Source organism: Actinomadura physcomitrii (genome assembly GCF_008923205.2).
Lineage (GTDB): Bacteria > Actinomycetota > Actinomycetes > Streptosporangiales > Streptosporangiaceae > Spirillospora > Spirillospora physcomitrii.
The window spans coordinates 21,174-46,535 of the sequence record NZ_WBMS02000054.1 but is presented as its reverse complement, the minus strand read 5'-3'; the positions used below and the strand labels follow the sequence as shown (position 1 = coordinate 46,535).

The window sequence follows — 25,362 nt, the reverse complement described above, 5'->3', positions numbered from 1 at the left end:
CCTCATGTCTCGCAGGCGGTGTCAGCCGGTGTTCTGGAGGCCGGCGGCTACGCCGTTGACCGACAGCAGGAGCAGCGCTTCGAGGCGGTCGCGCTCCTCCTCGTCGGTGACGTCGCCGGCGCGCAGGGCGGTGAGGGCGCGCAGCTGGAGGTGGGAGAGCGCGTCCACGTACGGGTTGCGCAGCTCGACGGCGCGGGACAGGACGCGGCGGTTCTCCAGCAGCCGCTCGTGGCCGGTGACCGCGAGGACGAGCCGCCGGGTGCGGTCGTACTCGGCGAGGACGGCCTCGGACAGCTCGGGGCGCCCGCCGAGGGCGAGGTAGCGCTCCGCGATCGCCCGGTCGGACTTGGCGAGGCTCATCTCGGCGTTGTCGAGCAGGGTGTTGAACAGCGGCCACGCCTCGTAGGCCTCGCGGAGCTCGCCGAGGTCGCGGCCGTCGCCGGAGACGGCGGCGAGGCCGCTGCCGAGGCCGTACCAGCCGGGCAGGTTGACGCGGGTCTGCGTCCACGCGAACACCCAGGGGATGGCGCGCAGGTCCTCCAGGCCGCGGGCGGCCTTGCGGCGCGCCGGGCGGGACCCGATGCGCAGCTCGGCGATCTCCTCCAGGGGGCTGACGCGGGCGAACCACGCGGCGAACCCGTCGGTCCCGATCAGCGCCCGGAACGCGTCCTCGGCCGCCTCGCCGATCTTGTCGGCGAGCGGCCGGAACCGGGCGGCGGCCTCGCGAGCGCGGTCCTGCACGGCGTCGGTCGAGGCCAGCAGGACGGCGCTGGTGACCTGCTCGACGTGCCGCTCGGCGATCTCGGTGCGGCCGTACCGGGCGAAGATCACCTCGCCCTGCTCGGTGACCTTGAAGCGGCCCGCGACGGACCCGGGCGCCTGCGCGAGGATCGCCCGGTTGGCGGGGCCGCCGCCGCGGCCGAGGGATCCGCCGCGGCCGTGGAACAGCGTCAGCGTGATGTCGTTGCGGGCCGCCCATGCGGCGAGCGCCTCCTGCGTGTCGTACAGGCGCAGGGTGGCGCTGGCGGGGCCGAGCTGCTTGGCGGAGTCGGAGTAGCCGAGCATGACCTCCATGCGGCGGCCGGTGCCGTCCAGCCGGCGCCGGACGGCGGGGATCTCCAGCATCCCGTCCAGCACGGACGGGGCGCGCTCCAGGTCCTCGCCGGTCTCGAACAGCGGGATCACGTCGAGGACGGGCGCGCCGTCGCCGAGGGAGGCGGCCAGCTCGTGGACGTTCGCCATGTCCTGCGCGGACCGGGTGAACGACACGATGTAGCGGTGGCAGGCGCGGACGCCGAAGCGCTTCTGGATCCACGCGACGACGCGGAGCGTCTCGAGGATCTCCTCGGTCATCTCCGACCGGTCCCCGCCTGCGCGCACTTCGGCCAGGGCCTTCTCGTGCAGCTCGGAGTGCTGGCGGATCTCCAGCTCGGCCAGGTGGAACCCGAACGTCTCGACCTGCCAGATGAGCTGCTGCACCCGCCCGTAGGCCTGCCGGACGGCCCCGGCGGCGGCCAGCGACTCCTGGACGGTCCGCAGGTCGGCGAGCAGCTCGTCCGGGGACGCGTAGGCGAGGTCGGCGTCGCGCTCGCGGGTCGCGGCGATCCGGTTCGCCGCGTACAGCAGGAACTGGCGGTGCGGCTCGCCCGGCGACCGCTTGGCGCCCTCGGCGAGCCGCGACGGGTGCGCGGTGCGGGCGGCGGCGAGCGCGCCGCGCAGCGCGTCCGACGCGGGCGTCGTCGACTCGTGGACGGTCAGCTCCCGGCCGATCCGCGCGCACGCGGTCTCCAGCGCGCGCAGCACGTGGTCCGCCTGGATCATGACCGCGTCGCGGGTGACCTGCGCGGTGACGTAGGGGTTGCCGTCCCGGTCGCCGCCGATCCAGCTGCCGAACCGCAGGTACGGGCGCGCCTTCGGCGGCCGGGTGCCGGCGCCGGAGCCGTCCAGCGCCCGGTCGAGGGCCCGGTAGACGTGCGGCACCACCCGGAAGATCGTCTCGTCGAACGCGGCCATCGCGGTGCGGACCTCGTCGAGCGGGTCCATCTGGGTGCCGCGGCGCAGCGCCGTCCGCCACAGCACGTCGATCTCCTCGCGGAGCCGCCGCTCGGTCTCCTCCCGCTCGCCCGCGCCCTGCCCGGCGTTCAGCGCGGTCAGCAGGTCGCTGATCCGCTGGATCGCGGTGACGACGGCGCGGCGGCGGGCCTCGGTCGGGTGGGCGGTGAAGACCGGCCGGAACTCCAGCCCGTCGATCATCTCGGCGAGCCGGTCGCCGCCCGCGGTGCGGATCTCCTCGACCGCCGCGGCCACGGATCCGGGCACCGGCCCGCCGGTGTCGCGCTCGCGGAGCGTCCGGATCCGGTGGTGCTCCTCGGCGAGGTTGGTCAGGTGGAAGTACACGGTGAACGCGCGCGCGACCTGCTCGGCGCGCTCCAGCGTCCAGCCGTCCACGATCGCCGCGACCTCGTCGGCGGACGTCTCGCCCCGGCGGGCCGCGATCACCGCGTGGCGCAGCCGCTCGACGTCGTCCAGCAGCTCCCGGCCGCCGTGCTCCACCAGCCCGTCGCCGAGCATCGCGCCGAGGAGGCGGACGTCACGGCGCAGGGGTTCCGGCATGTCCTGCCGGAGGATGTCTCGCGTCTTCGTAGCCACGCGCCCAGCGTAACGAGCCCCGGTACGGCGGAGTTCATCCCGGTCAGCGGGCCCCGGCCGCGGGTCCGGGGTCAGCGTGCGGTTACCCTGGCCCGCATGGCGATGGAAGCCCCTGAACCCGCGGTCGGGTACGACATCCACACGACGGCGGGCAAGATCGCGGACCTGGAACGGCGCCGCTACGAGGCGGTGCACGCGGGCTCGGCGCGCGCCGTCGAGAAGCAGCATGCCAAGGGCAAGATGACGGCCCGGGAGCGGATCGACGCGCTGCTCGACCCCGGCTCGTTCGTCGAGTTCGACGAGATGGCGCGGCACCGGTCCACCAACTTCGGGATGGAGAAGAACCGCCCCTACGGCGACGGCGTCGTCACCGGGTACGGCACGGTCGACGGCCGGCCGGTCGCGGTGTTCAGCCAGGACTTCACCGTCTCCGGCGGGTCCCTCGGCGAGGTGTTCGGCGAGAAGATCGTCAAGGTCATGGACCACGCGCTGAAGACCGGCTGCCCGGTGGTCGGGATCAACGACTCCGGCGGCGCGCGGATCCAGGAGGGCGTCGTCGCGCTCGGCCTGTACGCGGAGATCTTCAAGCGGAACGTGCACGCCTCCGGCGTCATCCCGCAGATCTCGCTGGTCCTCGGGCCGTGCGCGGGCGGCGCGGTGTACTCGCCCGCGATCACCGACTTCATCGTCATGGCCGACCAGACCTCGCACATGTTCATCACAGGCCCGGACGTCATCAAGACGGTCACCGGCGAAGAGGTGACCATGGAGGAGCTCGGCGGGGCGCACTCGCACAACTCCAAGTCCGGCGTGGCGCACTACCAGGGCTCCGACGAGGACGACGCGATCGAGTACGTCAAGGCGCTGCTGTCGTACCTGCCGTCCAACAACCTCGCCGACGCGCCCGCGTTCGACGTGCCGGTCGACCCGTCCGAGCTGGACGAGGACCTCGACACCCTCATCCCGGACTCGCCGAACCAGCCGTACGACATGCACACCGCGATCGAGCACGTGCTCGACGACGGCGAGTTCCTCGAGGTCCAGGAGCTGTTCGCGCCGAACATCATCTGCGGGTTCGGGCGCGTCGAGGGCCGCTCGGTCGGCGTCGTCGCGAACCAGCCGATGCAGTTCGCCGGGACGCTCGACATCGACGCCTCCGAGAAGGCCGCCCGGTTCGTCCGGACCTGCGACGCGTTCAACATCCCGGTGCTGACCTTCGTGGACGTCCCCGGCTTCCTGCCCGGCACCGACCAGGAGTGGAACGGGATCATCCGGCGCGGCGCCAAGCTGCTGTACGCCTACGCCGAGGCGACCGTCCCGCTGGTCACCGTGATCACCCGGAAGGCGTACGGCGGCGCGTACGACGTCATGGGGTCCAAGCACCTCGGCGCCGACATCAACCTCGCGTGGCCGACCGCGCAGATCGCCGTCATGGGCGCGCAGGGCGCCGTCAACATCCTGTACCGGCGCGAGCTGGCCGCGGCCGGCGACCCCGACACCCGCCGCGCCGAGCTGATCACCGAGTACGAGGACACCCTCGCCAACCCGTACGTCGCCGCCGACCGCGGCTACGTCGACGCGGTGATCAAGCCGTCGGAGACCCGCGGGCAGGTCGTCAAGGCGCTGCGCGCGCTCCGCGAGAAGCGCGCCACGCTGCCGCCGAAGAAGCACGGCAACATCCCGCTCTGATCAACGCCGGCCGGTGCCGGACCGCCCGCCGCGTCCGGCCCCGGCCGCCGAGGAGAACCCGTGACCGCTGAAGACAGACCGTTCCTGCAGGTGGTGCGGGGTGACCCGTCCGCCGCGGAGATCGCCGCGCTGGTCGCGGTGCTGACCGCGCGGGCCCGCGCGGCCGCCGCGGCCCGCGACGGCGGCGAGCCCCGGACGTCCCGCTGGGCGGACCGGACCCGGCTCGTCCGCGCCACCGTGTCCGGCGGCCCGCGGCCCCGCGGACCCGGCGCGTGGCGCGCCAGCGGCCTGCCCCGCTGACCCGGCGGCGCCGCCCCGCGACGTGCCCGGTCTCGCGGGGTATGTGGTGTTTCGCCCCCCGGAGGGGGGATGGGATCGCGCGACACACAACCGTGGTTCGCGCCCAGCGGGGGTCTCCGCACACATAAGGTGGAAGGCCATGGCCACCTCGGAGTTCGTCCCACAGCCCGCGCGCTACGCCATCTTCGTCGACGCGGGGTACCTTTACGCGGCCTCCGGGGCCCTGCTGCTCGGCTGCGGCTCCCGGCGCGAGTACCGGGTCGCCGCCGAACAGCTGATCAAGGCGCTGACCAGCCACGCGGACGACCAGCTGCTGGGCGAGCTGCTGCGCGTCTACTGGTTCGACGCGGCGCCGAAGAAGCAGCCGACCGTCGACCAGCGCGTGATCGCGAACCTGCCGCTGGTGAAGCTGCGGCTCGGCAACCTGAACGCGCAGGGCCAGCAGAAGGGCGTGGACGCGCAGCTGCGCGCCGACCTGGAGGCGCTCGCCCGGCACCGCGCGATCACCGACGCGGTGCTGCTGGCCGGCGACGAGGACATGCTGCCCGCCGTGGAGGCCGCGCAGCGCTACGGCGTCCGCGTGCACCTGTGGGGCGTGGAGCCGACACACGGCTCCAACCAGGCCGAATGGCTGGTGTGGGAGTCCGACCGGGTCGAGGTGCTGTCCGCCGACTTCCTGCGCCCCTACTTCACCAAGGCCAAGGTGCTGCCGGTGCCCGCGCCCGGCACGGCCGCCGCCGTCCGCGACGCCGCCGCGGCCGCGCAGCGCACCTCGCCGGTGCCGTCCCCGTCGCAGGTGTTCGCGGGACGTCCCCCGGCGGTCAAGCCGGCGCCCGCCGCGGCCGTGCGCACCGCGGTCACCGTCCCGGGCGGCACTCCGGTGACCCCGGCGACCGTGGCCGCCTCGATGAACGCGGCGTCCGCCGCCCAGTCCGACGGCCGCCTCGGCCCGGACCGCGACCACATGCTGGAGATCGGCGAGCACGTCGCGCAGAAGTGGATCTTCGAGCGGGGCCGCGACAACATCCGCGACCTGCTCCCCGGCCCGATCCTGCCGCCCGTCATCGACAAGGAGCTGCTGATCGAGGCGGAGAAGGAGCTCGGCGGCTCGCTGCGCCCCTACCAGGAGGCCCGCACCTGGCTGCGCGACGGCTTCTGGGAGCGCGTCTACCGCGAGTTCGGCATCGGCTTCGGCAAGTCCGACTAACCCGCCGCGTCGTCCCAGTCGCCGAGGCCGTGCCGCGCGACGTACTCGTGCGCCCGTTCCGCGAGCGCCGGCGAGGCGAACGGCGGTCGCTCCCCGACGACGATCAGGCGGAGCTCGCCGGGACCGGCCGCCGTCCGCAGCCGTGCGACGTGCGCGGGGACGGCCGGGGCGGCGGCCGGGTCGAACCGCACGTCGAGCGCCCGGACCCCCTTCACCGGCACCATGCCGAACGAGCGGATCGCGGCGGCGGGCAGCAGGAACGTCTCGTCGCCGCGCGAGACGCGGACGCCGTCCGGAGTGAGGGCGAGCCGGTCCGGGACACCGCGCCCCCTGAGCGCGAGCCCGGCCAGTGCCAGCAGGGCGGCGCCGAAGACGAGCGCGACCACGCCGGCGACCACCGTCGAACCGCCCTGCGAAGCCATGACGGCTCCGGCGGCGGCGAACAGCGCGCCGAGGAGCGCCAGCACCGCGGCCCCTGCCGCCCCGCCCCGCCGGTTCCGCTGATGCAGCACCAACTCGTCCATCCCGCTCAGCCCCCGGCCTCGAGGTCGTCCTGGTAGCGCTGGAGCTCGCGCACCTTGTCCTCGATCTCGGCCATCACGCTCTGCACCCGCCCTTGAAGCCGCCGGAACTCCGCGACGCTCTCCTCGGACGTCACCTCCTGCCCCTCGGCGGTCGCCTCGTCCCATTTCTCGGCGAACGCGTCCAGGTGCGGCGCCATGCCGCTGCCGAACAGCGGGGTCCCCGCGGCCTCCCGCAGGCTTCGGCGGCCGTCGAGCACCTCCTGGATCAGCCGGCGGAACTCGGGGTCGCGGGCGTTCTCCTGGAGCAGCTCCAGATTGCGGCGGACGCGGTGGGACGCTTCCACGTCGCCCCGCGCGATGTCCATCATGGGCCGGCCGACGTCGTCGAAGTCGGTCATGGTCAGATCACCTTGTTGTCATAGGAGGTCTTGGGGAACTGCTGGGTCTCCAGGCCGTGCAGCGCGCCGAGCAGGCCGCTCACCAGGCCGATGAAGGCGAAGACGGCGGACACGGTCATGCCGACGTAGCCGAGGATCTCCAGCCATTTCAGAATCCCGATGCCGATCTGGCTCATGATCAGCGCCATCCCGACGGACGGCCCGACGATCGTCCAGCTGGTGGCGGCCGACGCGGCGGCCTCGATCGCGATCATGAGGGCGATGTCCAGCAGCGCCTCCAGCCCGCTCACCGCCGCCTTGGCCGACGCCCACGACCCGAACGCGACCGACTGGCACTCGTCGGCGACGGTCTTGATCGGTTCGGCCTGCCCGTCCACCGCACCGGAGAAGTCCTTGAAGTAGGTGCCGCACGCGGTGGCGGCGTTGCCCTCCCAGTCCTTCAGCATCGTCGCGGAGCCTTCCTTCAGGCCCTTGCCGTACTCGGTGTAGAACTCGCTGACGTGCTTGAGGGAGGAGGCGAACTTGGAGATCGACTCCCAGTCGCCGGCGAGCTGCTGCGCCAGCCATTCGGCCGGGTTGACGCCGCAGATCTTGTCGATCACCCACAGCAGCCAGTGCCCGGGGCTGACGAAGTCGGTGAGTGAGAGCGAGATGTCGACGGCCTGCGGCATCGGCTGCGTGACCGTCGGCGGGACGAGTTTGGCGGCGGGCGAGGCGGTCATGCGCGATCCTTCCGGGGGAGCGCCGGCGGTTCACCGGCGGGCGGGCGGGTCATTTGGGATAGACCGCGTCCACCCTTTCGGCCGTCTTCTTTTCCGTGTGCCGGTAGACCTCGGCGCACTTGTGCAGTTCCGTGCCGGACGCGGAGCTGAGCGAGTCCAGCCGATCGAGGTTCTTCTTCACGGCGTCGCCGATCCGCACCACGCCCATGGTGTACACATAGCCGAGCAGGTGGCCGCGGCCGCCCTTCACGTTCTTCTCGTTCGCCTCGACGTATTGCCTGCCCTTCTTCGCATCGCCGGACAGGGTGGTCAGCGTCCCGCTGAAAGTCTCCAGCGCGCTGGGGACCACACGAAATGACATCGGTTCGCCTTTCTGGCACGGTGGGCGGTCTTGCGCCCGTCCGCCGCGGCTGCGAGGATCTCGGCGGCCGTCGGACGGCACGGAGAGCACGAGGTGATCATGCGTCGCGGCTGGCGTCTCGCCTGGGTGGGCTGGGGCTGCGTCGCGGCCGGCACGGTCTTCGGGCTCGCCTCGGTCTGCTACCTCTACTTCGCGGGGCTGGCGGCGGCGGCCGGACTCGCCGGAGGCGGCGCGCTCCTGGTGTGCGCGTCGCGCCGCGAAGGTCCGCCGGCGGCGGGCTTCGCGATCGCGGGCCTGCTGGTCATGGCCATTCTGCTGCCCCTACCCGGACTCCTTTCCCGAATCGGCTGACCCCCGCCGAAAGCGATCGGTGCGGCACGGCGCCGGGGTGCACTCCCTCATGGCGCCGCGGAAAGCAACATTCCGGAACTCTCGGACAAGAACACGTGAACTATAGGGCCACCGGATCGGCAGCGTCCATGGTTCATTACAGAACCTGTCATGCGGGGACAGAAGTGCCTGGACAGGGATGTTTCCAGGAGCGCGCCCGTACGGGCCCGGGGCCGGCATCGGCGAATCCGCCCCCCCCCTGCCGCGACGTCGGGCTGCCGGGGACTCGTTCATCCCGAAGGGTTTGATGCGCCGCTCCGGCAGGAGCGCGCCCAGCACTGGATACGTTTCGGAGTTAATCGGGCGCGTAGAGTCGCAGGCGGGTACAGTCGGCGGCCGTGATGGGGAGAGGCCGCACCAGGGGACGGCACCGGGCGACGCTCGGCGCGTTCGCCCTCGCCGCGGTCCTGGTACCGGCCTCGGGGTGCGGGTCGCCCGTGGAGTTCTACAAGCCCGGCGGCGGCGGCGCGGACGACCCGGTGGTGGGGCTCGGCGGCGCCGCGCCCTACGTGCCGCCGCGGACGGGACGCCCCCGGGCGGCCGACCCGCCGGGGACGGTGCCGGTCGCGCCGGCCGGCGGGCGGGTGTACGCGGCGACCGGGCCGGGGATGATCGCGCCCGGCGCGCGGGGCGTGCCGGCGCGGCTGTACGTCGCGGACGGGCGCGGCATCGAGGTCATCGACCCGCGGACGCTGCGGCTGACCGGCCGGTTCGGCGCCGGTACGGCCGTGTCGAGGGTGGTGCCGTCGTGGGACATGCGGCGGCTGTGGACCGTCGACGCCGTGCGCGACGTGCTGGTCCCTGTGGGGGCGCGGACGGGGCGGCAGGGGCGGCCGGTGCCCGCGGTCGATCCGGCGGCCCTGTACTTCACCCCGGACGGGCGCGCGGCCCTGGTCGTCGCGGGACGGCCGAGGCGCCTCGAGGTCCGCGACCCGCGGTCGATGCGGCCGATGGCGTCGGTGCCGCTGCCGTGCGCGGCGGCGGACGGCGACTTCACGCTCGACGGCGGCCACCTGGTGCTGAGCTGCACGTCGGCGGGGTCGCTGGTGCGGGTGGACGTGCCGGGACGGCGCGTCGCGGGCACGGTCCGGCTTCCGGCGGGGGCACGGCCCGGCGACGTGCGGCTGTCCCCGGACGGCGGGACGTTCCTCGTCGCGGACGCGGCCAAGGGCGGGGTGTGGGCGGTGGACGCGCGGACGTTCGCGACGGGCGGGTTCGTCCGGACGGCGCCCGGCGCGCGCGGCCTCGCGATCAGCAGGGACGCGCGGCGGCTGTTCGTCACGGGCGGCGGAACCCTGTTCGCCGTGGACTTCCGGGCCCGCCGGGTCACCGCGCGGTGGCCGCTGCCGGGCGGCGGGGACGCGCTCCCGGGCGGCGTGACGTCGGACGGGCGGGCGCTGTGGCTGGCCGATCCGGGCGGCCTCGTCTACGCGGTGTCGACGCGGACGGGCCGGGTGCTGCGGCGGGCGCGGCTCCGCGGCCGTCCGGCGGGCCTGTGCGTGCATCCGCAGCCGGGCCGGTACTCGCTCGGCGGCACCGGCCTGTACCGCTGATCAGGAGCCGACCCGGTGCCATTCCGGGAGCAGCTCCTCGACCAGCGCCTCCGTCTCCGGCTGCAGCTGGTCGATCATGGGGTCGCGGCCGATGCGGCCGCGCAGCTCGTCCACCGCGATCCTGACCTGGGCCTGGTCGCCGGTCGCGTGGGTGGCGCGCAGCAGGTCGCGCCACAGGCCCTCGTCGTCGGGGGCGAGCCGGAGCCCGGCGCGGGCGGCGGCGACCGCGCCGCGCGCGTCGCCCTCGTCCAGCCGCAGGACGGCGAGCCGGTGCGCGACGTCGACGACCCGGGCGGTCGCCTCGTACTCCAGGTCGTGCGCGGCGAGCCAGGAGTACCGGCCGCGGGGGCGGCCGGCGAGCAGGGGGCCGCGGACGAGGTCCAGGGCGTACGCCATGTAGGCCATCTCGGACGCGGGCTCGGCGGCGGACCGCCACACCAGCCACCGGAACACGGCGAGGTCGACGCGGACCTCCGAGCCGAGCCTGATCCGGCCGCGCTCGTCGTAGTACAGGTTGGGGCGGCCCCGGGCGTCGCGGCCGAGCCAGTCCGACACGCGGGCGACGCACGCGTCGCGGACGCCGGCGGTGACGCCGCGCGGCCAGATCGCGCCGGACAGCACCGTCGGGTGCACGCCGTTCGGGTGCGCGGCCAGGTAGACGAGCACCTCGGTGCACAGTTCGCGGCGGCTGTCGTCCATCGGCCCGGGCGCCTCGATCTCGACGGGGCCGAGCAGCCGGACGTCGACGGAGGACTGCTGCGCGGCGGGCGGCTGCGGGCCGCCCGCGGCGTCCGGCAGCGGCACCGAGTCGGCCCGCCCGGCCGTCCCGAACAGGTCGAACACAGCGCGGTACTGGTCGTCGCGGACGAGCTGGGCGTCCACCTCGAAGCCGAGCACGCCGGCGTGCAGCCGGCCGCGCTCGTCGACGTCCCAGGCCCAGGTGGCGCCCTGCACGTCGCCGGGGACGAGGTACCCGGCGGCCATCCGGGTGCCGGTGCGGGCGAGGGCGACGAGCCGGTCGGCCTCCCGCTCGTCCGGCGGGTCCGCCATGATCAGGTAGTGCGGCATCCACGCCTCGCCGAACACGCCGCGGCACCGCCCGGTGAGCACGGAGTCGACGCCGGACGCGGCGAGCGCCTGCCGCACCTCCTCGGTGCGGCCCTCCAGCTCGGGCAGCGCGTCCGCGAGGTTCGGCACGGACCGGACGCGGTCCGGGGCGATCCGGGTGAGGCCCTCGCCGAACTCGTTGCCGAACCCGACGAGCGTGATCCGCATGTGGTCGGACCACCGGTTGGTGGCGAGCTCCATCGCGATCGCGGCGAGCGCGGCGCGCCGGGCGTCGTCCGGTCCGCGCAGCGCGATCAGCCCGTGCGCCGCCTCCAGGTCGACGAGGACGCGGCCGTTGTCGTTGGTGCCGATGGAGACCAGGCCCGGGTAGGGGGCGAGGACGTCGGCGAGGTCGGACGCCTCGAGCCCGGCCGCCGCGTCGGCGCGCAGCCGCCACACCTGCCCGTCGTCGAACGCCTGCCAGGGCGCGGGCGGGTTGCGGTCGGCGGGCGCGATCCACAGGTCGAGGCCGCCCTGCCCGTTCTGGACGTGGCCGAGGTGCACCCCGTAGACGGTGGGGAGGGCGCGCCCGCCGGCGGCCATCGACTTCGACAGGTGCCGCAGGCCGAGGTCCAGGAGCCGCGCGCCGTCCTCGTCGGCGCCGAACCGCAGCGCGCGCTCGGCCTCCGCCGCCGCCCCCTCCGGCCGGGCGATCATGTGGCCGAACGCGCGGTTCCACATCTGCGTACGGCGGCGCCGGCCCAGCACGCTGAGCAGGCCCGCGGCGAGCAGCGACGCGGCGGCGAGGCCCTGCGGCCACTTCAGCTCGAACGACGGGCCGGGCTCGTCGTAGGCGGTCCGGTTCTGGCCGGGGATGCTCGCGCCGCCGCTGCCGGCGCCGCCGCCCATCTCCCCGGACGGCCCGGTGGTGGCGCCGCCGTGCGCGGGCGGGTGCGACGGGGTCTCGGCCTTGTGCGACGGCGCGGCCGTGTGGGTCGGGGTCGGCGCCGCGGTGTGGCTCGGTGTGGGCGCGGCCGTGTGCGACGGCGCCGGGGTCTGGGGCGTCGCGCTGTGCGTCGGCGCCTGCGTGTGGGACGGCTGCGGCGCCGACTTCTGCGGCGCGGGCGTCGAGGGCGCCGGGTCCTGCGGCTGCTGCGGGCGGTCCGGGACGGCGTGCCCGAACCGGTAGTAGTCGCGCAGATCCTGGACGGGGATGGTGTGCGCGTGCTTGGCGTCCGCCGGCATCTCCAGGATCCAGCCGGGACGGATCAGGCTCGCGATGGTGAGGCGCGTCCCGTCCGGCTGCACGTGGCCCTTGTTGAGGTCGTAGATCTCCTTGTAGCGGCGCCCCTCGCCGAGGCACTTCTCGGCGATCTCCCACAGGCTCTCGTGGTGGCGGCCCTCCGGCGGGTGCACGCGGTAGATCTTGGTGGTGTCCGGGTTCTGCGTGAGGGTCTCGGTGCGGCTCTCGGCGGGCGCGGGCGGCGCCTCGGCGACGGGACGGTCCGGCGCGTCCGGGGCGCGGCGATACTCCTGCGCGGAGGCGTGCGGACGCTGCGACAGCCCGCCGGAGAACGCCGGCACGATCACGGACGTGGCGGTGAACAGCAGCAGCGCCGCCACGACGAGCCGGTGCACCAGCGACTGGGTTCCGCCGGCGAGCGGCACCCGCGCGGGCACACCGACCCCGCGGACCCCCGCGTACACCTCGACGACCACGCACAGCGCGAGCTGGATCCAGGCGAGCCAGACCAGCACGACGAGGATGCCGATGAGCGAGCCGGGACCGACGCGGTGCGTCAGGTCGGACGCGGCGGGCAGGTGCGCCGGGACCGGCGACCCGAAGAACGTCAGCAGCGCGTACGGGACGCCCGCGAGCAGCGCGGCGAGCGCAGCGAGCGCCCCGATCCCGGCGAGGACGTCACCGGGGCCGCGGCGCGCCCGCAGCCGCACGGGGGTCCGCCGCCCATGCCCTGTCACCATCGCGCCCCCATGGTTCTCCGGGTCCCGGACGTCGTCTCGATCGTAAGCCCGCTGTTCATGCTCTCCATGGGCTTCATGGGCCGTTTCCTCCGGTGACGGGGCGGGCGGTCTCGGTGGAGGTGAGGGTGAACGAGCCGAGCCCCGGGACGATCCCGAGGATCTGCGGCTTCACCGTGATCTCCACGCTGACCGTCACCTGCTGCTGGTCGGCGTCGCAGCGCGACGCGGCGACCTCGGTGCCGAAGTCGCCGAGCAGGTCGCAGGCGGCGGCGCGGGCCCGTCCCGGGTCGAGGACGGGCCGGCCGGTCGCGCGCAGCGCGTCGGTGTCGATCTGGTTCGCGCCGGCGCGGGCGGCCTGCTCGGCCATGTCGGCGGCGCGCTGCCGCGCGTGGATGGCGAGGCCGCCGTCCACCAGCAGTCCCGCGAGCATCAGCACGACCGGGGTGAACAGGACGGTGTACATCGCGATCGTGCCCCGGTCGCCGCCGCCCCGGAACCGATCCCGCAGCCCGCGCAGGACGCGTCTCATCGGCCGTCCCCCGGTTCCGCAGGTCCTTCGCCGCCGCGGAAGGTGAAGGTGTCGATCGGGGCGACCGACCTACCTTGCAGCCGCTTGGTGCCGGGCAGCCCGATGAACGCCAGGTCGGACAGGTTCACGTCGCACACGATCGTCACCTCGACGTGCCCGCCGGGCGCGAAGTCCGACACGTTCGTCTGGACGGACGGGCCGCCGGAGCACCAGTGCGAGTCGCGGAGCCCGGCGGTGGCGGTCTCCTGCGCGAGCTCCTGCGCGGACCCGGCGTCGCGGGCGATGGACGCGGCGCGGACCGCGTCGCGGGCGGCGCCGTCCACCTGGCTCTGCGCGTCGACCATCCGCCCGGCTCCGGCGAGGAACAGCAGGAACGCGACGAACAGCGGCGTGACGAGCACCAGCTCCAGCGACATCGAGCCCCGGTCGCCGTCCGGGGAGCGGCGCCGCCTCACCGCCCCGCTCCCCGCCGGCACGCGAGGCCCGCGCCGACGTCCGGGCGGAAGCACTCGATCGGCCCCTGCGACCGCTGCGACACGTGGAACGTCATGAACGGGATGACCTGCACGGCGGTCCCGCTGACCTGCACCCACCGCTCGTCGTTGACCTCTCCGGTGTCGACGTGCAGGCCGCTGATCAGGTGCGGCCCGATGTGGTCGATGTCGCCGGTCGCCTTCGCGACCGCCGCGTCCTGCCAGCCGCCGCCGACCGGCTGGGTGCGGGCGACGCGGGCACCGGACTGCGCGGCGGCGAGCGCGACCTGCCGCGCGTGGAACACCATCGTGAACTGGACGACGACGAGCAGCACGAGGATGAGCACCGGCGTCAGCAGCGCCCATTCGATCGACGACACGCCCGCGTCGGACCGGAGCCGGCGCCGGGCGGCGGCGAGCGCGGCGGCCGGCCGCGCGGGTCCACGGCACCGCATCCCGGTCAGCCCGTGTTGATGCTGTTGGCCTTGTCCTGGACCTTCTTCTGGATGATCGCGCCGATGGTGATCGCGATCAGCGCGAGGATCGCGGTGATGATCGCCCATTCGATCGCCGAGGCGCCCCGGCTGCGCTCCTGCTCGTCGCGCAGCCGCGCGAGCCGCGTGCCGAGCAGGGCCCGCAGATAGACGAGCGCCGGATCGTTCAGCAAGTTCATCGTGACTCCTTCGAGGGGACGGGGCCGGACGCGGTGCGGGGTCACGAGGCGAGCACCCGCATCAGGGCCGGATAAGCGAGGAAGACCAGGAAGCCGGCGCACAGGAACAGCTGCGCGACGAGCATGGACTGGGACCGCTCGCCCGCCTTGCCCTCCAGCTCCGACAGCTCGCGGCTGCGCATCGACGCGGCGCGGGCCGACAGCGACCGGCGGATCTGCGCGCCGTCGTCGGACACCAGGGCGAGCGCGCCGGCGAGGTCGCGCAGCTCGGCGATGTCGAGGTCGTCGCCGAGGCCGCCGAGCGCCTGCCAGGGCGTCCGGCCGGTGAGGCGGGCGTTGCCGAGCGCGTCGCGGATCCGGCGCATCGCCGGGCCGTCGCCGACGTTCGCGGCGCTCATCAGCGCCTCGGGGACGCCGCGCCCGCCGGCGAGGTTCATCGAGACCAGGTCGAGGAACGCGCCGACGACGTGCCGGAAGTCCTGCCGGCGGGCCTGCGCCTCCTGCCGCAGCTGCATGTCGGGGAAGTAGAAGAACAGCGCGGCGAACAGCACGCAGATCCACACCGGGACCTGCACGGACGAGCCGAAGCCGAGCAGCGCGAAGTAGCCGGCGACGAACGGGATGAACAGCAGCGCGGCGGCGGGCAGCAGGAACTTGGTCGCGAGGAACGCCTCCAGCGACCGCTCGGTGATGGCGAGGTCGGCGCGGACGGAGCGCATCTTCCAGCCGCGCGACTCGCAGAACGCCGCCAGCTCCCGGCCGAGGCGCGCCCGCATCCCGCCGAACCGGCCGGCGGGCCGGACCGTCCCGGCCTGCGCGTCCTCCAGGTCGCGGCGGCGAGCGGCGTCGAGCGCGGCCATCCGCGCGGCGAGGCCGGGACGCGCCGGGAACAGCGCCCGGACGAGCGCGTACAGGCCGAGGCCGGCGAGGGCGCCCGCGAGGATCGCGCCGGTCATGCCGCACCACCCCCGGTCATGCCGCCACCGCCGCCCGCGTCCATGGTGTGCCGGCCGCGCAGCGGGACGTCCTGGGTCGTGGTGGCGGCGCGCCCGGTCCGCCAGCCCGCGACGGTGCTCGGCACCTCGGCGGGCACGCCGGGCCGGGCCTGCCGCGGCTCGCCGAGGAACCGCCCCGGCAGGTCGTACTTGGCGAGGCGGCGCAGCCACAGGAACGCCGCGCCGTACAGGGCGACGACGACGCACAGCACGAGCTGCCCGAGGAAGTCGTCGTAGGGTTCCACGTAGGAGTGGTTGAACACGGCGAGCGCGAGGGCCGTGCCGACCGAGACGCCGACGACGATCCGGACGCTGCGGCGGGTGGAGCGGCGGTCGGCCTCGACGCGCCGCCGCATGTCGAGCTCGGCGCGCGCGGACGTCGCGAGCGCGGTGAGCATGTCGCGCAGGCCGGGCCCGCGCAGCCGGGCGTTCAGGATCAGCGCGGCGATCACGAGGTCGGCGGACGGGTCGTCGATGTCGTCGGCGAACCGGCGCAGCGCCTCCGGCATCGGCACGCGGGTGTGCAGCCGGTCGACGAGGGTGCGCAGCGGCTGCTGCAGCGCCGCCGCGGCGGCCCGCTGCGACGCCGGGATGGCCTGCTCGAGGCCGACCGCGCCCGCGATCGTGTCGCGCAGCGACTCGGTCCAGGCGGCGAGGGCCTCCAGCCGCGCCATGCCCTTGCGCTCCTCGGCGGCGCCGCCGGCGAGGCCGTCCCAGGCGAGGACGAGCGCGCCGGTCCCGGCGGCGGCGATCGGCCAGCGGGTCACCGCGAGCACGAGCACTCCGACGATGACCGCGACGGCGGTGCGGGTGGTGAGGGTGCGGACCAAGTCCTCGCGGCTGCGCCCGCGCGCCGGGCGGGTCCGGGGCGGCAGGCCGCGGATCGCGACGGCGAGCAGCAGGAGCCCGCCGCCGGCGACGGCTCCGGCGACGACGGCGAGCAGCACGTCCGCGGAGTACATCAGCGGCCCCCGGTCACCATGGACGCGGCCCTGCCGCCGGCGTTCACCAGGCACCCCCGTGGGACGGGTCGTAGCCGTGCTCCGCGAGCTCGTCGACGCACGCGATCGGCGCGGCCGGCACCGCGAACCCGCCGGGCCCGAGCGCGAACACCTCCGACGACAGCACCCGCCCGTCCACGCCGGTGACCTCGCGGACGCTCGCGACGTAGCGGCGCAGCCGCCCGCCGGAGGCGTAGTCGTTGCGCTTCTCGATGAACACCACGAAGTCGATCGCGCCCGCGATCAGCATGTGCGTCGCCTCGACCGGCAGCCGCTCCTCCGACTGGATCGCGTAGGTGGCGATGCGGTTGAACACCTCCGCCGAGGAGTTCGCGTGGATCGTCGACAGCGACCCGTCGTTGCCCTGCGTCATCGCGTTCAGCATCGTGACGATCTCGTCGCCGAGCACCTCGCCGACGATCACCCGGGACGGGTTCATCCGCAGCGACCGGCGGACCAGCTCCGCCATCGAGATCGCGCCCTGCCCCTCGGAGTTCGGCAGCCGCTGCTCGAACGCGACGCAGTTCGGGTGCAGCTCGGGGAAGGCGTCCAGGCCGAGTTCGAGGGCCCGCTCGACGGTGATGAGCCGCTCGTTCGCCGGGATCTCGTTGGCGACCGCGCGCAGCAGCGTCGTCTTCCCCGCGTTCGTCGCGCCCGCGATCATCACGTTCTTGCGGGCGAGCACCGCGGCGCGGAAGAACCGGCCGATCTCCTCGCTGAACGTGCCGTTCCCGACCAGGTCGGACAGGAACACCTTGCCGAGCCGGGCGCGGCGGATCGACAGCGCGGGGCGCACCGTCACGTCCATCACCGCCGACAGCCGCGAGCCGTCCGGGAGCCGCAGGTCCAGCTGCGGGTTCGCGGTGTCGAACGGGCGCGACGACAGCCCGCTGTAGGCGGCGAGGATCTGGATCAGCTCGACCAGCTCCTCGTCGGTCTCGGCGACCGGCTCGCCCATCACCTCGCGGCCGTCGGCGTAGCCGATGAACACCCGGTCGCAGCCGTTGATGTCGATGTTCTCGATCTCGGGGTCCTCCAGCAGCGGCTGGAGCCGGCCGACGCCGAACAGCGCGGCGTGCACGCCGGCGGCGAGCGCCTCCTCCTCTTCGGCGTTCGGCGGGCGCCGCCCGGAGGTGATCTCGCCGCGCGCGAACTCCTCCAGCACCTGGCCGATCAGCGCGCGGGCGAACTGCCGCTCGTCCTCCCCGGACATCGGCGGCAGCCCGTGCGCGGCGTCCATCCGGCGCTGCTGGGCGAGCCGGTCGCCGACCTCCTGGCGGAGCCGTTTGACGAGGACGTGGTCCACCTAGCGCCCCCGCTCCTCGTGCCGTCCGCCCGCCGGGACCTGCTCGGCGCGCGCGCCCGGCGGCGGGACGGGCCGTCCGTCCGCGTGCGGCGCCGGTTCCCCGGCCGCGTCGCGCATGTCCTGCATGAGCGGCGCGGACGCGGGCGGCGCGGACGCGGGCGCGGCGTCCAGGCGCGCGACCAGGGCGCCGGCGACCTCCCGCGCGGACCGGATCAGCAGCGACCGGTCCAGGCGCCCGCCCCAGCGGCCCGACAGCAGGTCGGCGCCCTTCGGATCGAGCGCCAGCCCGCCCAGCACGCGCACCTCGGGCGGCGGCCCGCCCGGCGCGGCCGGGTCCGGGGCCTGCCGGCCGCGGGCGCCGGCGATGATCCGGTCGACCTCGGCGATGGAGCCGCGGAAGTCGCGCGGGTCGGCGAGCACCAGCACCCCGAGCGGCGGCCCGCCGCGCAGCTCCGCCGTCAGCGCCGCGACGCGCTCGCGCAGGTGCGCGACCTGCTCCAGGGTCGCCCGGGTCAGCAGCACCACCAGGTCCGCCTCGCGCAGCAGCTCGGTCAGCGGGGTGCCGGCGCCGAGCCGCCCGCAGTCGGCGATCACGTCCACCGGGCCGAGCCCGGCGAACGCCCGGCCGAGCGGCCCCCACAGCCACGTCATCGCCTGCGCCTGCTCGGCGTTGGTGAGCCCGACGAGCACGTCGAGGCCGCCGACGAGCCGCTGGCAGTGCTCGCCGATCTGGTCGGGGCGCAGCCCGCGGCGGGCCGTCGCGGCGAGGCTGAGCAGCCCGCGCGCCGGGTTCAGCATGCCGGCGTCGCCGCCCTGCCTCCCGGTGGCCTGCCCGCCGGTCCGGCCGTCCGGCGCGGCGGCGGGCAGCCGGTACACCAGGTCGCCGCCCGCCTGGTCGCACTCGGCGACCAGCACCGGGCGCGGCCACACCGCGCCGAGGGCGACCGCCGCGGTCGTGACGCCCGGCGCCCCCTTGTCGGCCGCGAGCGCGATCAGTGCCACGGTCAGTTCCCGCCCGTGCCCGGAGTGCCGTTGCCGGCGCCCGGCGTGCCGGTCCCGGTGCCGTCGCCAGTGCCTGTGCCGGTGCCGCCGGTTTCGGCCGGGGGCTGGGAGTCGCCGGGCGCCGGCGACTGCTTGCCCTGCGTCCCGCCGGCCGGCTGCCCGCCCGCCGCGCCGGGCGGCTTCGTCCCGTCCGGGATCAGCGCGAGCGCGACGGTCCCGGCGGACGCGGCCTCCGTCACCTGCGGGGCGTCGCCGGGCGCGACGGCGACGTCCACGGTCGTCTGGTCGGAGCGCAGCCGGTCGCCCCCGGCGCCCCCGACGTTGATCACGATGGCCTCGGCGGCGAGCACCGTCCCGGCGCGCGGGCCACCGCCACCGCCAACGTTGCCGACCGCGTACAGGGTCACCTTCTTGCCGCTCTCCACGCCGCCGGACGGCAGCTGCCCCGGTTTGAGCGCGAGGCCCACGACCAGCCGGCCCTTGGCCGCCTCGTCCGTCCGGCTGATCATGCCGTTGGTCAGCAGCGCGCCCTTCACCAGCGGGACGGACGCGTAGTAGCGGGACACGTTCAGCCGCTCGGACCAGTTGATGAACTGGACGCCGGTGTCGCCGATCTGCACCTCTTCCAGGGCGCTCTGCGGGATCTGCTGCCCCGCCGCGACGGGCTGCGCGATCCGGATCGCCGACACCCGCCGGCCGCTCGCCATCACCAGGTACGCGCTGGCCAGCGCGCCGCCGAGGATGAGCAGCACCGCGAGCGCGGCCAGCGCGGGCTTGCGCTCGCGCGGCGAGACGGGCAGCCGCTGCCCGCCGGAGGTCCCGAGGCCGGAGCGGCCGAGCCCGCCGCCGGCGTTCGGCCCGGCGGAGCCGCCGGACGAGCCGCCGGCGAGCGCCGACTGGTTGGCCTTCATCGCGCTGCGCACCCGCCCCTTCCCGCCCTCCCGCGAACCCCGCCTCAGGAGGTCTCCGCATCGTCGGGCGATCCATGCTTGCGGTGCGGGCAAGGCCGCGTCAATGGATTCGGTGAGGGTAAGCGGGCCGTTCTTCCCGACCATGGCGATGACCTGCGAATTCACCGGCCACTTCGCTACTTACCACCAGTCACATCTGTCACTGACCGCATCGGGTGCGGGGCCGCGGCGCCCTTATGGAACGTTCTGGAACGCGCGAAGGCAGGCGGGCGCGTTCCACGCAACTAGCGCGATCGCCACAATTCCTTTTCCCCGCCATACTCCGGGCGGTCTCGGCGCGCCGGACGGTGCCGCCTCGCGGCCATCTCGCCGCGTCCCGGGAATCCCGCGCGGCCGGTAATTAAGCTGGCCCGGACGGCAGCGCCGGCGGCGCGGGGCGGCGCGCGATGGAGGGCTCGGATGCGGATCTCGTTCACGGCGCTGACCGGCGGCGGACCACGCGACGTCGTGCTCGACATGGACTCCGAGATCACCGTCGCCGGTGTCGCGCGGTCGCTGGCCGAAGCGCTCGGCGCGCCCGCGGGGGCCGGCGGGGTGGCAGGCGGGGTCCCCGCCCCCCGCTTCTCCAAGGAGGCGCTGCTCACCGGGGCGCCGCAGGCGCCGCGGCTGTCGCCCGCGGCCCCGTCCGCCGAGCGCGGCGCGCTGTGGATGGACGGGCGGATGCTCGACCCGCAGGCGCTCGCCGCCAAGGAGCTGCGCGACGGCGCGGTCGTCGCGGTCGACCGCGGCGCCGCCGCCGCGACCGTCCTCGCCGAGCCGACCGGGCTGGTCGAGGTCCGGGTCGTCGGCGGGCCCGCCGCGGGGCCGGTGCACCGGCTCGGCCTCGGCGTCAGCACGCTCGGGTCCGGCGACGACGTGGACGTCGTGCTCGGCGACCCGTCGATCCCGGCGCGGTCGCTGCGGCTCACGGTCGGCCGCGACGCGGTGGAGGTCGAGGCGTCCGCGATGACGATGCAGGGCGCCGCCCGGCTCGACGGGGAACCGCTGACGGGCCGGACCGTCTGGCCGTCCGGCGGGATGCTGACGGTCGGCGCGAGCGTGCTGACCCTCGCGCCGAGCGCCGCGCCCGACACCCATCTGGAGCCGCTGCCCGGGGGCGGCCTCGCGTTCAACCGGCCGCCCCGGCTCGCGCCCGCGCGGCGCGTCCGGACGCTGGAGGTGCCGAAGCGGCCCGAGCGCAACCCGCGCGAGCGGCTCCGGCTGTTCGGCGCGATCCTGTTCGCGGTGTTCGGCCTCGCCATGGCGTTCGGCCTGCACCAGTGGTGGTGGGCGCTGTTCGCGCTGGCGTGGCCGGTGATGACGCTCGGCGAATGGGCCGGCGACCGGATGCACGGCCGCAAATCGTACAAGAAGGCGCTGAAGGAGTACCAGCGCAGGGCCGACGCGTTCGGCGGCGAGCTGGAGGCGCTGCGCCGCGAGGACGAGGCCGAGCGCCGCGCCCTGTACCCCGACCCCGCCGAGGTGCTGCTCACCGCGACCGGCCCGCGCCGCCGCCTGTGGGAGCGCCGCCGCGAGGACGCCGACGCCCTCCACCTGCGGCTCGGCGTCGCCGACCTGCCCGCCCGCGTCGAGCTCACCGACCCCTCGGGCGGTGACGCCGGCGCGCTGCCGGTCCCCGCCGCCCGCGTGGTGCCGGTCGCGCTGCCGCTGCCGGAGCTCGGCGTCCTCGGGCTGACCGGGCCGCGCCCCGCGTCCCGGGCCCTCGCCCGCTGGCTCGTCGCGCAGGCCGCCGTCCTGCACAGCCCCCGCGACCTCGCGATCATCGTGCTGTCCGCCGACCGGCACGCCGGCGACGAGTGGAACTGGGTGCGGTGGCTGCCGCACTGCGCGCCGCGCGAGGGCGAGGAGTGCGTGGCGCTCGTCGGCGCCGACCCCGAGTCCACCGCCCACCGCGTGACCGAACTGGCGATCCGCGTGACGGAGCGGCGGCGCGCCGCGCAGGCCGAGTCCGCGTTCTTAGGGCAGGGCAAGGCCTCGGACACCGTCCCGTACAACATCCTCCTAGTACTGGACGGCGCGCGCGCTCTGCGCCGCATCCCCGGCATGCCGATGCTGCTGTCGCGCGGCCCCGAGTACGGCATCCACGCCATCTGCGTGGACGACGAGGAGCGGCTCCTGCCCGAGGAGTGCAACGCCGTCGCGGAGTGGGACCCGCAGTACCCGTCCTTCGTCCACGTCCGCGGACAGAACCTCGACGGCCTCGGCCCCGTGCTCGCCGACCAGGTGTCCCCGGCCTGGACCGAACGCGTGGCGCGCGCGCTGGCGCCCGTCCGGGACGTGTCCCGCGAGGACGCGCAGGAGGCCATCCCGTCGAACGTCCGCCTCCTGGACCTGCTCGGCATGGCCGAACCCACCGCCGAGCACGTACTCCAGTCCTGGTCCCGCACCGGCGGCCGCAGTACGCGCGTCCCGATCGGGCTGGGCTCCGGCGACCGTCCCGGACGTCCCGGGCAGCCCTACGAGATCGACCTGCGCGCGGACGGCCCGCACGCCCTCATCGCCGGGACCACCGGCGCGGGCAAGTCCGAGCTGCTGCAGACGCTCATCGCGTCCCTCGCCGTCGCGAACCGGCCCGACGAGATGACGTTCGTCCTCATCGACTACAAGGGCGGCGCCGCGTTCAAGGACTGCGCGCGGCTCCCCCACACCGTCGGCATGGTCACCGACCTCGACGGGCACGCGACGGAACGCGCCCTGGAGTCGCTCGCCGCCGAGCTGCGCCGCCGCGAGGAGGTCCTGCTGCGGGCGGGCGCCAAGGACATCGACGACCACAACGCCGCGGCGGGCTCCCTGCCCCGGCTCGTCCTCGTCATCGACGAGTTCGCCGCGATGGTCACCGAGCTGCCCGACTTCGTCGCCGGGCTCGTCGACATCGGCCGCCGCGGCCGGTCCCTCGGCGTCCACCTGATCCTCGCCACGCAGCGGCCCGCCGGCGTCGTCACCGCCGACATCCGCGCCAACACCAACCTGCGGATCGCGCTGCGCGTCACCGACCCCGACGAGTCCACCGACGTCATCGACGGGCCCGAGGCCGCCCGCATCGCCAAGTCGACGCCGGGCCGCTGCTACGTCCGGTCCGGCGCGGCGGCGCCGCACGCCGTCCAGTCCGCCCGGATCGGCGGGCGCCGCGCCGGGCCCGCCGGGCGGCGGACCAGCGTCCTGCCGCTGCCCTGGCAGGGCCTCGGGCATCCGCTGCCCGCGTCCCGCGAGCCCGCCGGCGACACCCCCGCCACCGACCTCGCCGTGCTCGTCCAGGCCGTCGACGAGGCCGCCCGCCGCGCGGGGATCGCCCGGCAGCCGTCGCCGTGGCTCACGCCGCTGCCCGAGCTGGTCCGGCTCACCCCGCGCACCGCCGCCGGCGGCTCCGTCGTGGACGTGCCCGCGATCCCGTTCGGGATCACCGACCTGCCCGCCGTCCAGTCGCGCGAGCCGCTCGTCCTGGACCTCGCGGCCGGCGGCCACCTGTACATCGCCGGATCGCCGCAGTCCGGGCGGTCCACGGCGCTGCGCACCATCGCCGGGTCCCTCGCGGGCTCCTGCTCCCCGTACGACGCGCACCTGTACGCCGTCGACTGCGGCGCCAACGCGCTCCTCCCGCTGATCTCGCTGCCGCACTGCGGCGCCGTCGTCACCCGCGACCAGCTCGACCGCTGCGAGCGCCTCCTCACCGCCCTCGCCGCCGAGGTCGCCCGCCGCCAGCAGCTCCTCGCCGAGGCCGGGTTCGCGTCCCTCGCCGAGCAGCGCGCCGCCGTCGCCGCCACCGACCGGCTGCCCTGGATGGTCCTGCTCCTCGACCGCTGGGAGGGGTTCCTCGGCGCGTTCGAGCACTACGACTACGGCCGCCTCGTCGAGCAGACCCTGCGGCTGCTGCGCGAGGGCGCCGCCGTCGGCCTGCGCGCCGTCTTCACCGGCGACCGCACCGGCCTCGGCGGGCAGATCTCCACCGTCTTCGACCGCCGACTCGTGCTGCGGATGGCCGACCCGAACGACTACGGCTACGCCGGGCTGCAGGACAAGCACGTCCCCGCCGCTATGCCGCCCGGCCGCGCCCTCGAACCCGCCGCGCCCGGCGCCGCGCCCCGCGAGTCGCAGATCGGCCTGCTCGGCGACGACCCGTCCGGGACCGCGCAGGTCGCCGCCCTCCAGGAGATCGCCCGCGCCTCCGTCGCCCGCTACGGCCGCCTGCCCCGCCGCCAGCGGCCCCTGCACGTCGACGAGCTGCCCGTCCGCGTCACCTACCGCGAGGCCATGGCGCTGGACGAGGCGTTCCTCGCCCCGTCCGCGCTGTGGGCGCTCGTCGGCGTCGGCGGCGACACCCTCGCCCCCGTCGGCGCCGACCTGCTGAACGAGGGCCCCGGCTTCACCGTCGCCGGGCCGCCCCGCTCGGGCCGCTCAACGACGCTGCGCACCATCGTCCACTCCCTGCTCGACCCGGCGGTCGGCGGCGGGCTCGTCCCGGTCGTGCTGGTCACGCCGCGCCGGTCGCCGCTGCGGCTGCTGTCGGGCCGTCCCGGCGTCCTCGGGGTGCTCACGTCCGACTCCGAGCCGGACGACCTGGACCGCGCGATCGGCGACGAGCACCGCTACGCCGTGGTCGTCGACGACGCCGAGCTGCTCGACGAGACGGACATGGACGACGCCCTCGCGGACGTCCTGCGCACCGCCCGGGACGGCGAGCACGCCGTGGTCGTCGGCGGCACGACCACCGACATCGGCCGCGGGTACCGCGGTTTCCTCGCCGACGCCCGCCGCTCGCGCTCGGGGGTGCTGCTGTCGGTCGAGTCGCCCGACGACGGCGACCTGTTCGGGCTGCGCCTGCCCCGCAACGCCCCGCTGGCCGGGCCCACCGGACGCGGCCTGTTCGTCGCCGCGGGCGCCACCACGCAGATCCAGGTGGCCCTCCCGCCTCCCGTCACGTCCGACTAGCCGGGCGGCCGGGGCGGGGAACGATGCGGGTCCCGGCCTCGGGGGGATGGGCCGGGACCCGCGGTCCGTGACGAGGCGTCAGCGCGTGGCGGCCTCGATGTTCTGCTGGGACTTGCGGATGTCCTGGCTGCCCTGCTCGAGGGCGAGGGCCATCTTGTCGAAGGCGGTCTTGGCCTCGGCCCAGGCGCTGCGGAACCGGTCGGCGCCGGGGCCCCACCAGGCGGCGCTGCTGCTGACCGTGCGGCCGTTGAGGTCCCTGATCAGGGCGTCCAGGTTCCTGGAGTGCTTGCTGAAGATCCGGGACAGCTCCTCCAGCTCGCCGAGGTTGGCGCCGCGCTTGTCACCGCTCATCGCTTCGACCCTCCGTCGCCGGTCCGCTGCCGATCCGCCGCCCGCCGGGCGGGCGGGACGTCAACTGGAACGTTTTCCGGTCCTGCCGCACTGCGAAAGAATGGCGCCAGCCTACGCCTCCCCGATCACGGGAATCCAGCGGCACATCGGAGATCCGGCGACGAAACACCCGTAATCCCGCCGCGCGCACGTGACCGGATGTGGCCAGGCGGACCCCGCCAGGTGGAGGTTTCACCGCCCCGCACCCCGGCTTTCGCAACCGCACGGCGACGCTCCGCCACGCCGTGACCTGCTTAATTACTGTCGGTCAAG

Annotated in this window: 22 protein-coding genes; 6 read left to right on the top strand and 16 right to left on the bottom strand. The window is 75.0% G+C overall.

Translation table 11 applies throughout. The features are described from left to right. Window positions 1–21 precede the first annotated feature (21 nt). The gene (locus tag F8568_RS40990; protein WP_151599351.1) at window positions 22–2,613 is read right to left on the bottom strand and encodes a phosphoenolpyruvate carboxylase; all 2,592 of its coding nucleotides are present in this window, start codon (window positions 2,611–2,613) and stop codon (window positions 22–24) included. A 132-nt stretch (window positions 2,614–2,745) separates the two neighbouring features. Between F8568_RS40990 and F8568_RS40985 the strand changes: the two genes are divergently transcribed. From F8568_RS40985 to F8568_RS40975, 3 genes are all read left to right on the top strand, one after another. Beyond that, window positions 2,746–4,338, top strand: a complete 1,593-nt coding sequence (locus F8568_RS40985; protein WP_151599319.1) for an acyl-CoA carboxylase subunit beta — start codon at window positions 2,746–2,748, stop codon at window positions 4,336–4,338. Between the two features lie 60 nt (window positions 4,339–4,398). Then, entirely contained in the window at window positions 4,399–4,638 is a 240-nt protein-coding gene (locus tag F8568_RS40980; RefSeq protein ID WP_151599317.1) for an acyl-CoA carboxylase subunit epsilon, read from the top strand. Window positions 4,639–4,777: 139 nt separating this feature from the next. Then, window positions 4,778–5,845, top strand: a complete 1,068-nt coding sequence (locus F8568_RS40975) for an NYN domain-containing protein (RefSeq protein ID WP_151599315.1) — start codon at window positions 4,778–4,780, stop codon at window positions 5,843–5,845. On the opposite strand, the gene F8568_RS40970 is transcribed toward F8568_RS40975, so the two are convergent. From F8568_RS40970 to F8568_RS40955, 4 genes are read right to left on the bottom strand one after another with little or no spacing between them, the layout of a single operon-like run. Continuing rightward, on the bottom strand, window positions 5,842–6,357 hold the full coding sequence (locus F8568_RS40970) for a hypothetical protein (RefSeq protein WP_151599313.1): 516 nt from the start codon (window positions 6,355–6,357) through the stop codon (window positions 5,842–5,844). The genes F8568_RS40975 and F8568_RS40970 overlap by 4 nt on opposite strands. A gap of 17 nt (window positions 6,358–6,374) precedes the next feature. After that, complete coding sequence (locus F8568_RS40965) at window positions 6,375–6,767, bottom strand: hypothetical protein (RefSeq protein WP_151599311.1); 393 nt, start codon at window positions 6,765–6,767, stop codon at window positions 6,375–6,377. Between the two features lie 2 nt (window positions 6,768–6,769). Next, on the bottom strand, window positions 6,770–7,489 hold the full coding sequence (locus F8568_RS40960; RefSeq protein ID WP_151599309.1) for a hypothetical protein: 720 nt from the start codon (window positions 7,487–7,489) through the stop codon (window positions 6,770–6,772). Between the two features lie 49 nt (window positions 7,490–7,538). Further along, a complete protein-coding gene (locus F8568_RS40955; RefSeq protein WP_151599307.1) occupies window positions 7,539–7,850 on the bottom strand; it encodes a hypothetical protein in 312 nt (103 codons plus the stop codon). Window positions 7,851–7,943: 93 nt separating this feature from the next. Here F8568_RS40955 and F8568_RS40950 point away from each other — a divergent pair, with 93 nt between their 5' ends. Continuing rightward, complete coding sequence (locus F8568_RS40950; RefSeq protein WP_151599305.1) at window positions 7,944–8,201, top strand: hypothetical protein; 258 nt, start codon at window positions 7,944–7,946, stop codon at window positions 8,199–8,201. 377 nt (window positions 8,202–8,578) lie between these two features. Beyond that, complete coding sequence (locus tag F8568_RS40945; protein ID WP_151599303.1) at window positions 8,579–9,793, top strand: YncE family protein; 1,215 nt, start codon at window positions 8,579–8,581, stop codon at window positions 9,791–9,793. Here F8568_RS40945 and F8568_RS40940 read toward each other — a convergent pair whose 3' ends face one another. From F8568_RS40940 to F8568_RS40895, 10 genes are all read right to left on the bottom strand, one after another. Next, on the bottom strand, window positions 9,794–12,823 hold the full coding sequence (locus F8568_RS40940) for a BTAD domain-containing putative transcriptional regulator (RefSeq protein WP_151599301.1): 3,030 nt from the start codon (window positions 12,821–12,823) through the stop codon (window positions 9,794–9,796). Between the two features lie 73 nt (window positions 12,824–12,896). Further along, entirely contained in the window at window positions 12,897–13,352 is a 456-nt protein-coding gene (locus F8568_RS40935) for a TadE/TadG family type IV pilus assembly protein (RefSeq protein WP_236009981.1), read from the bottom strand. Further along, window positions 13,349–13,807 carry a TadE family protein gene (locus tag F8568_RS40930; RefSeq protein ID WP_328601251.1) on the bottom strand — a complete coding sequence of 153 codons (459 nt, stop codon included), beginning with the start codon at window positions 13,805–13,807 and terminating at the stop codon, window positions 13,349–13,351. The genes F8568_RS40935 and F8568_RS40930 overlap by 4 nt, the downstream gene beginning before the upstream one ends. Next, the gene (locus tag F8568_RS40925) at window positions 13,804–14,280 is read right to left on the bottom strand and encodes a TadE/TadG family type IV pilus assembly protein (RefSeq protein WP_151599299.1); all 477 of its coding nucleotides are present in this window, start codon (window positions 14,278–14,280) and stop codon (window positions 13,804–13,806) included. Before F8568_RS40925 ends, F8568_RS40930 begins: the two co-directional genes overlap by 4 nt. A 5-nt stretch (window positions 14,281–14,285) precedes the next feature. Further along, a complete protein-coding gene (locus tag F8568_RS40920; protein ID WP_151599297.1) occupies window positions 14,286–14,498 on the bottom strand; it encodes a Flp family type IVb pilin in 213 nt (70 codons plus the stop codon). A 41-nt stretch (window positions 14,499–14,539) separates the two neighbouring features. After that, entirely contained in the window at window positions 14,540–15,454 is a 915-nt protein-coding gene (locus F8568_RS40915; RefSeq protein WP_151599295.1) for a type II secretion system F family protein, read from the bottom strand. Beyond that, entirely contained in the window at window positions 15,451–16,509 is a 1,059-nt protein-coding gene (locus F8568_RS40910; RefSeq protein ID WP_328601250.1) for a type II secretion system F family protein, read from the bottom strand. Before F8568_RS40910 ends, F8568_RS40915 begins: the two co-directional genes overlap by 4 nt. Continuing rightward, window positions 16,499–17,800 carry a CpaF family protein gene (locus F8568_RS40905; RefSeq protein ID WP_151599293.1) on the bottom strand — a complete coding sequence of 434 codons (1,302 nt, stop codon included), beginning with the start codon at window positions 17,798–17,800 and terminating at the stop codon, window positions 16,499–16,501. Before F8568_RS40905 ends, F8568_RS40910 begins: the two co-directional genes overlap by 11 nt. Further along, the gene (locus F8568_RS40900) at window positions 17,801–18,802 is read right to left on the bottom strand and encodes a hypothetical protein (RefSeq protein WP_328601249.1); all 1,002 of its coding nucleotides are present in this window, start codon (window positions 18,800–18,802) and stop codon (window positions 17,801–17,803) included. A 2-nt stretch (window positions 18,803–18,804) separates the two neighbouring features. Then, a complete protein-coding gene (locus F8568_RS40895) occupies window positions 18,805–19,725 on the bottom strand; it encodes a hypothetical protein (protein WP_202125939.1) in 921 nt (306 codons plus the stop codon). 447 nt (window positions 19,726–20,172) lie between these two features. Here F8568_RS40895 and F8568_RS40890 point away from each other — a divergent pair, with 447 nt between their 5' ends. Further along, the gene (locus F8568_RS40890; RefSeq protein WP_151599292.1) at window positions 20,173–24,699 is read left to right on the top strand and encodes an FtsK/SpoIIIE domain-containing protein; all 4,527 of its coding nucleotides are present in this window, start codon (window positions 20,173–20,175) and stop codon (window positions 24,697–24,699) included. Between the two features lie 78 nt (window positions 24,700–24,777). Here the strand turns inward: F8568_RS40890 and F8568_RS40885 are convergent, their stop codons facing one another. Further along, the gene (locus F8568_RS40885) at window positions 24,778–25,050 is read right to left on the bottom strand and encodes a WXG100 family type VII secretion target (RefSeq protein WP_151599290.1); all 273 of its coding nucleotides are present in this window, start codon (window positions 25,048–25,050) and stop codon (window positions 24,778–24,780) included. Between the last annotated feature and the right edge of the window lie 312 nt (window positions 25,051–25,362).

What these genes read in the sequence shown, in the direction of transcription:
- F8568_RS40990 (WP_151599351.1), bottom strand. Translation starts at nt 2,613, where the DNA reads ATGCCGGAACCCCTGCGCCGTGACGTCCGCCTCCTCGGCGCGATGCTC.
- F8568_RS40985 (WP_151599319.1), top strand. Translation starts at nt 2,746, where the DNA reads ATGGCGATGGAAGCCCCTGAACCCGCGGTCGGGTACGACATCCACACG.
- F8568_RS40975 (WP_151599315.1), top strand. Translation starts at nt 4,778, where the DNA reads ATGGCCACCTCGGAGTTCGTCCCACAGCCCGCGCGCTACGCCATCTTC.
- F8568_RS40965 (WP_151599311.1), bottom strand. Translation starts at nt 6,767, where the DNA reads ATGACCGACTTCGACGACGTCGGCCGGCCCATGATGGACATCGCGCGG.
- F8568_RS40960 (WP_151599309.1), bottom strand. Translation starts at nt 7,489, where the DNA reads ATGACCGCCTCGCCCGCCGCCAAACTCGTCCCGCCGACGGTCACGCAG.
- F8568_RS40955 (WP_151599307.1), bottom strand. Translation starts at nt 7,850, where the DNA reads ATGTCATTTCGTGTGGTCCCCAGCGCGCTGGAGACTTTCAGCGGGACG.
- F8568_RS40940 (WP_151599301.1), bottom strand. Translation starts at nt 12,823, where the DNA reads ATGGTGACAGGGCATGGGCGGCGGACCCCCGTGCGGCTGCGGGCGCGC.
- F8568_RS40935 (WP_236009981.1), bottom strand. Translation starts at nt 13,352, where the DNA reads ATGAGACGCGTCCTGCGCGGGCTGCGGGATCGGTTCCGGGGCGGCGGC.
- F8568_RS40925 (WP_151599299.1), bottom strand. Translation starts at nt 14,280, where the DNA reads ATGCGGTGCCGTGGACCCGCGCGGCCGGCCGCCGCGCTCGCCGCCGCC.
- F8568_RS40920 (WP_151599297.1), bottom strand. Translation starts at nt 14,498, where the DNA reads ATGAACTTGCTGAACGATCCGGCGCTCGTCTATCTGCGGGCCCTGCTC.
- F8568_RS40915 (WP_151599295.1), bottom strand. Translation starts at nt 15,454, where the DNA reads ATGACCGGCGCGATCCTCGCGGGCGCCCTCGCCGGCCTCGGCCTGTAC.
- F8568_RS40890 (WP_151599292.1), top strand. Translation starts at nt 20,173, where the DNA reads ATGCGGATCTCGTTCACGGCGCTGACCGGCGGCGGACCACGCGACGTC.
- F8568_RS40885 (WP_151599290.1), bottom strand. Translation starts at nt 25,050, where the DNA reads ATGAGCGGTGACAAGCGCGGCGCCAACCTCGGCGAGCTGGAGGAGCTG.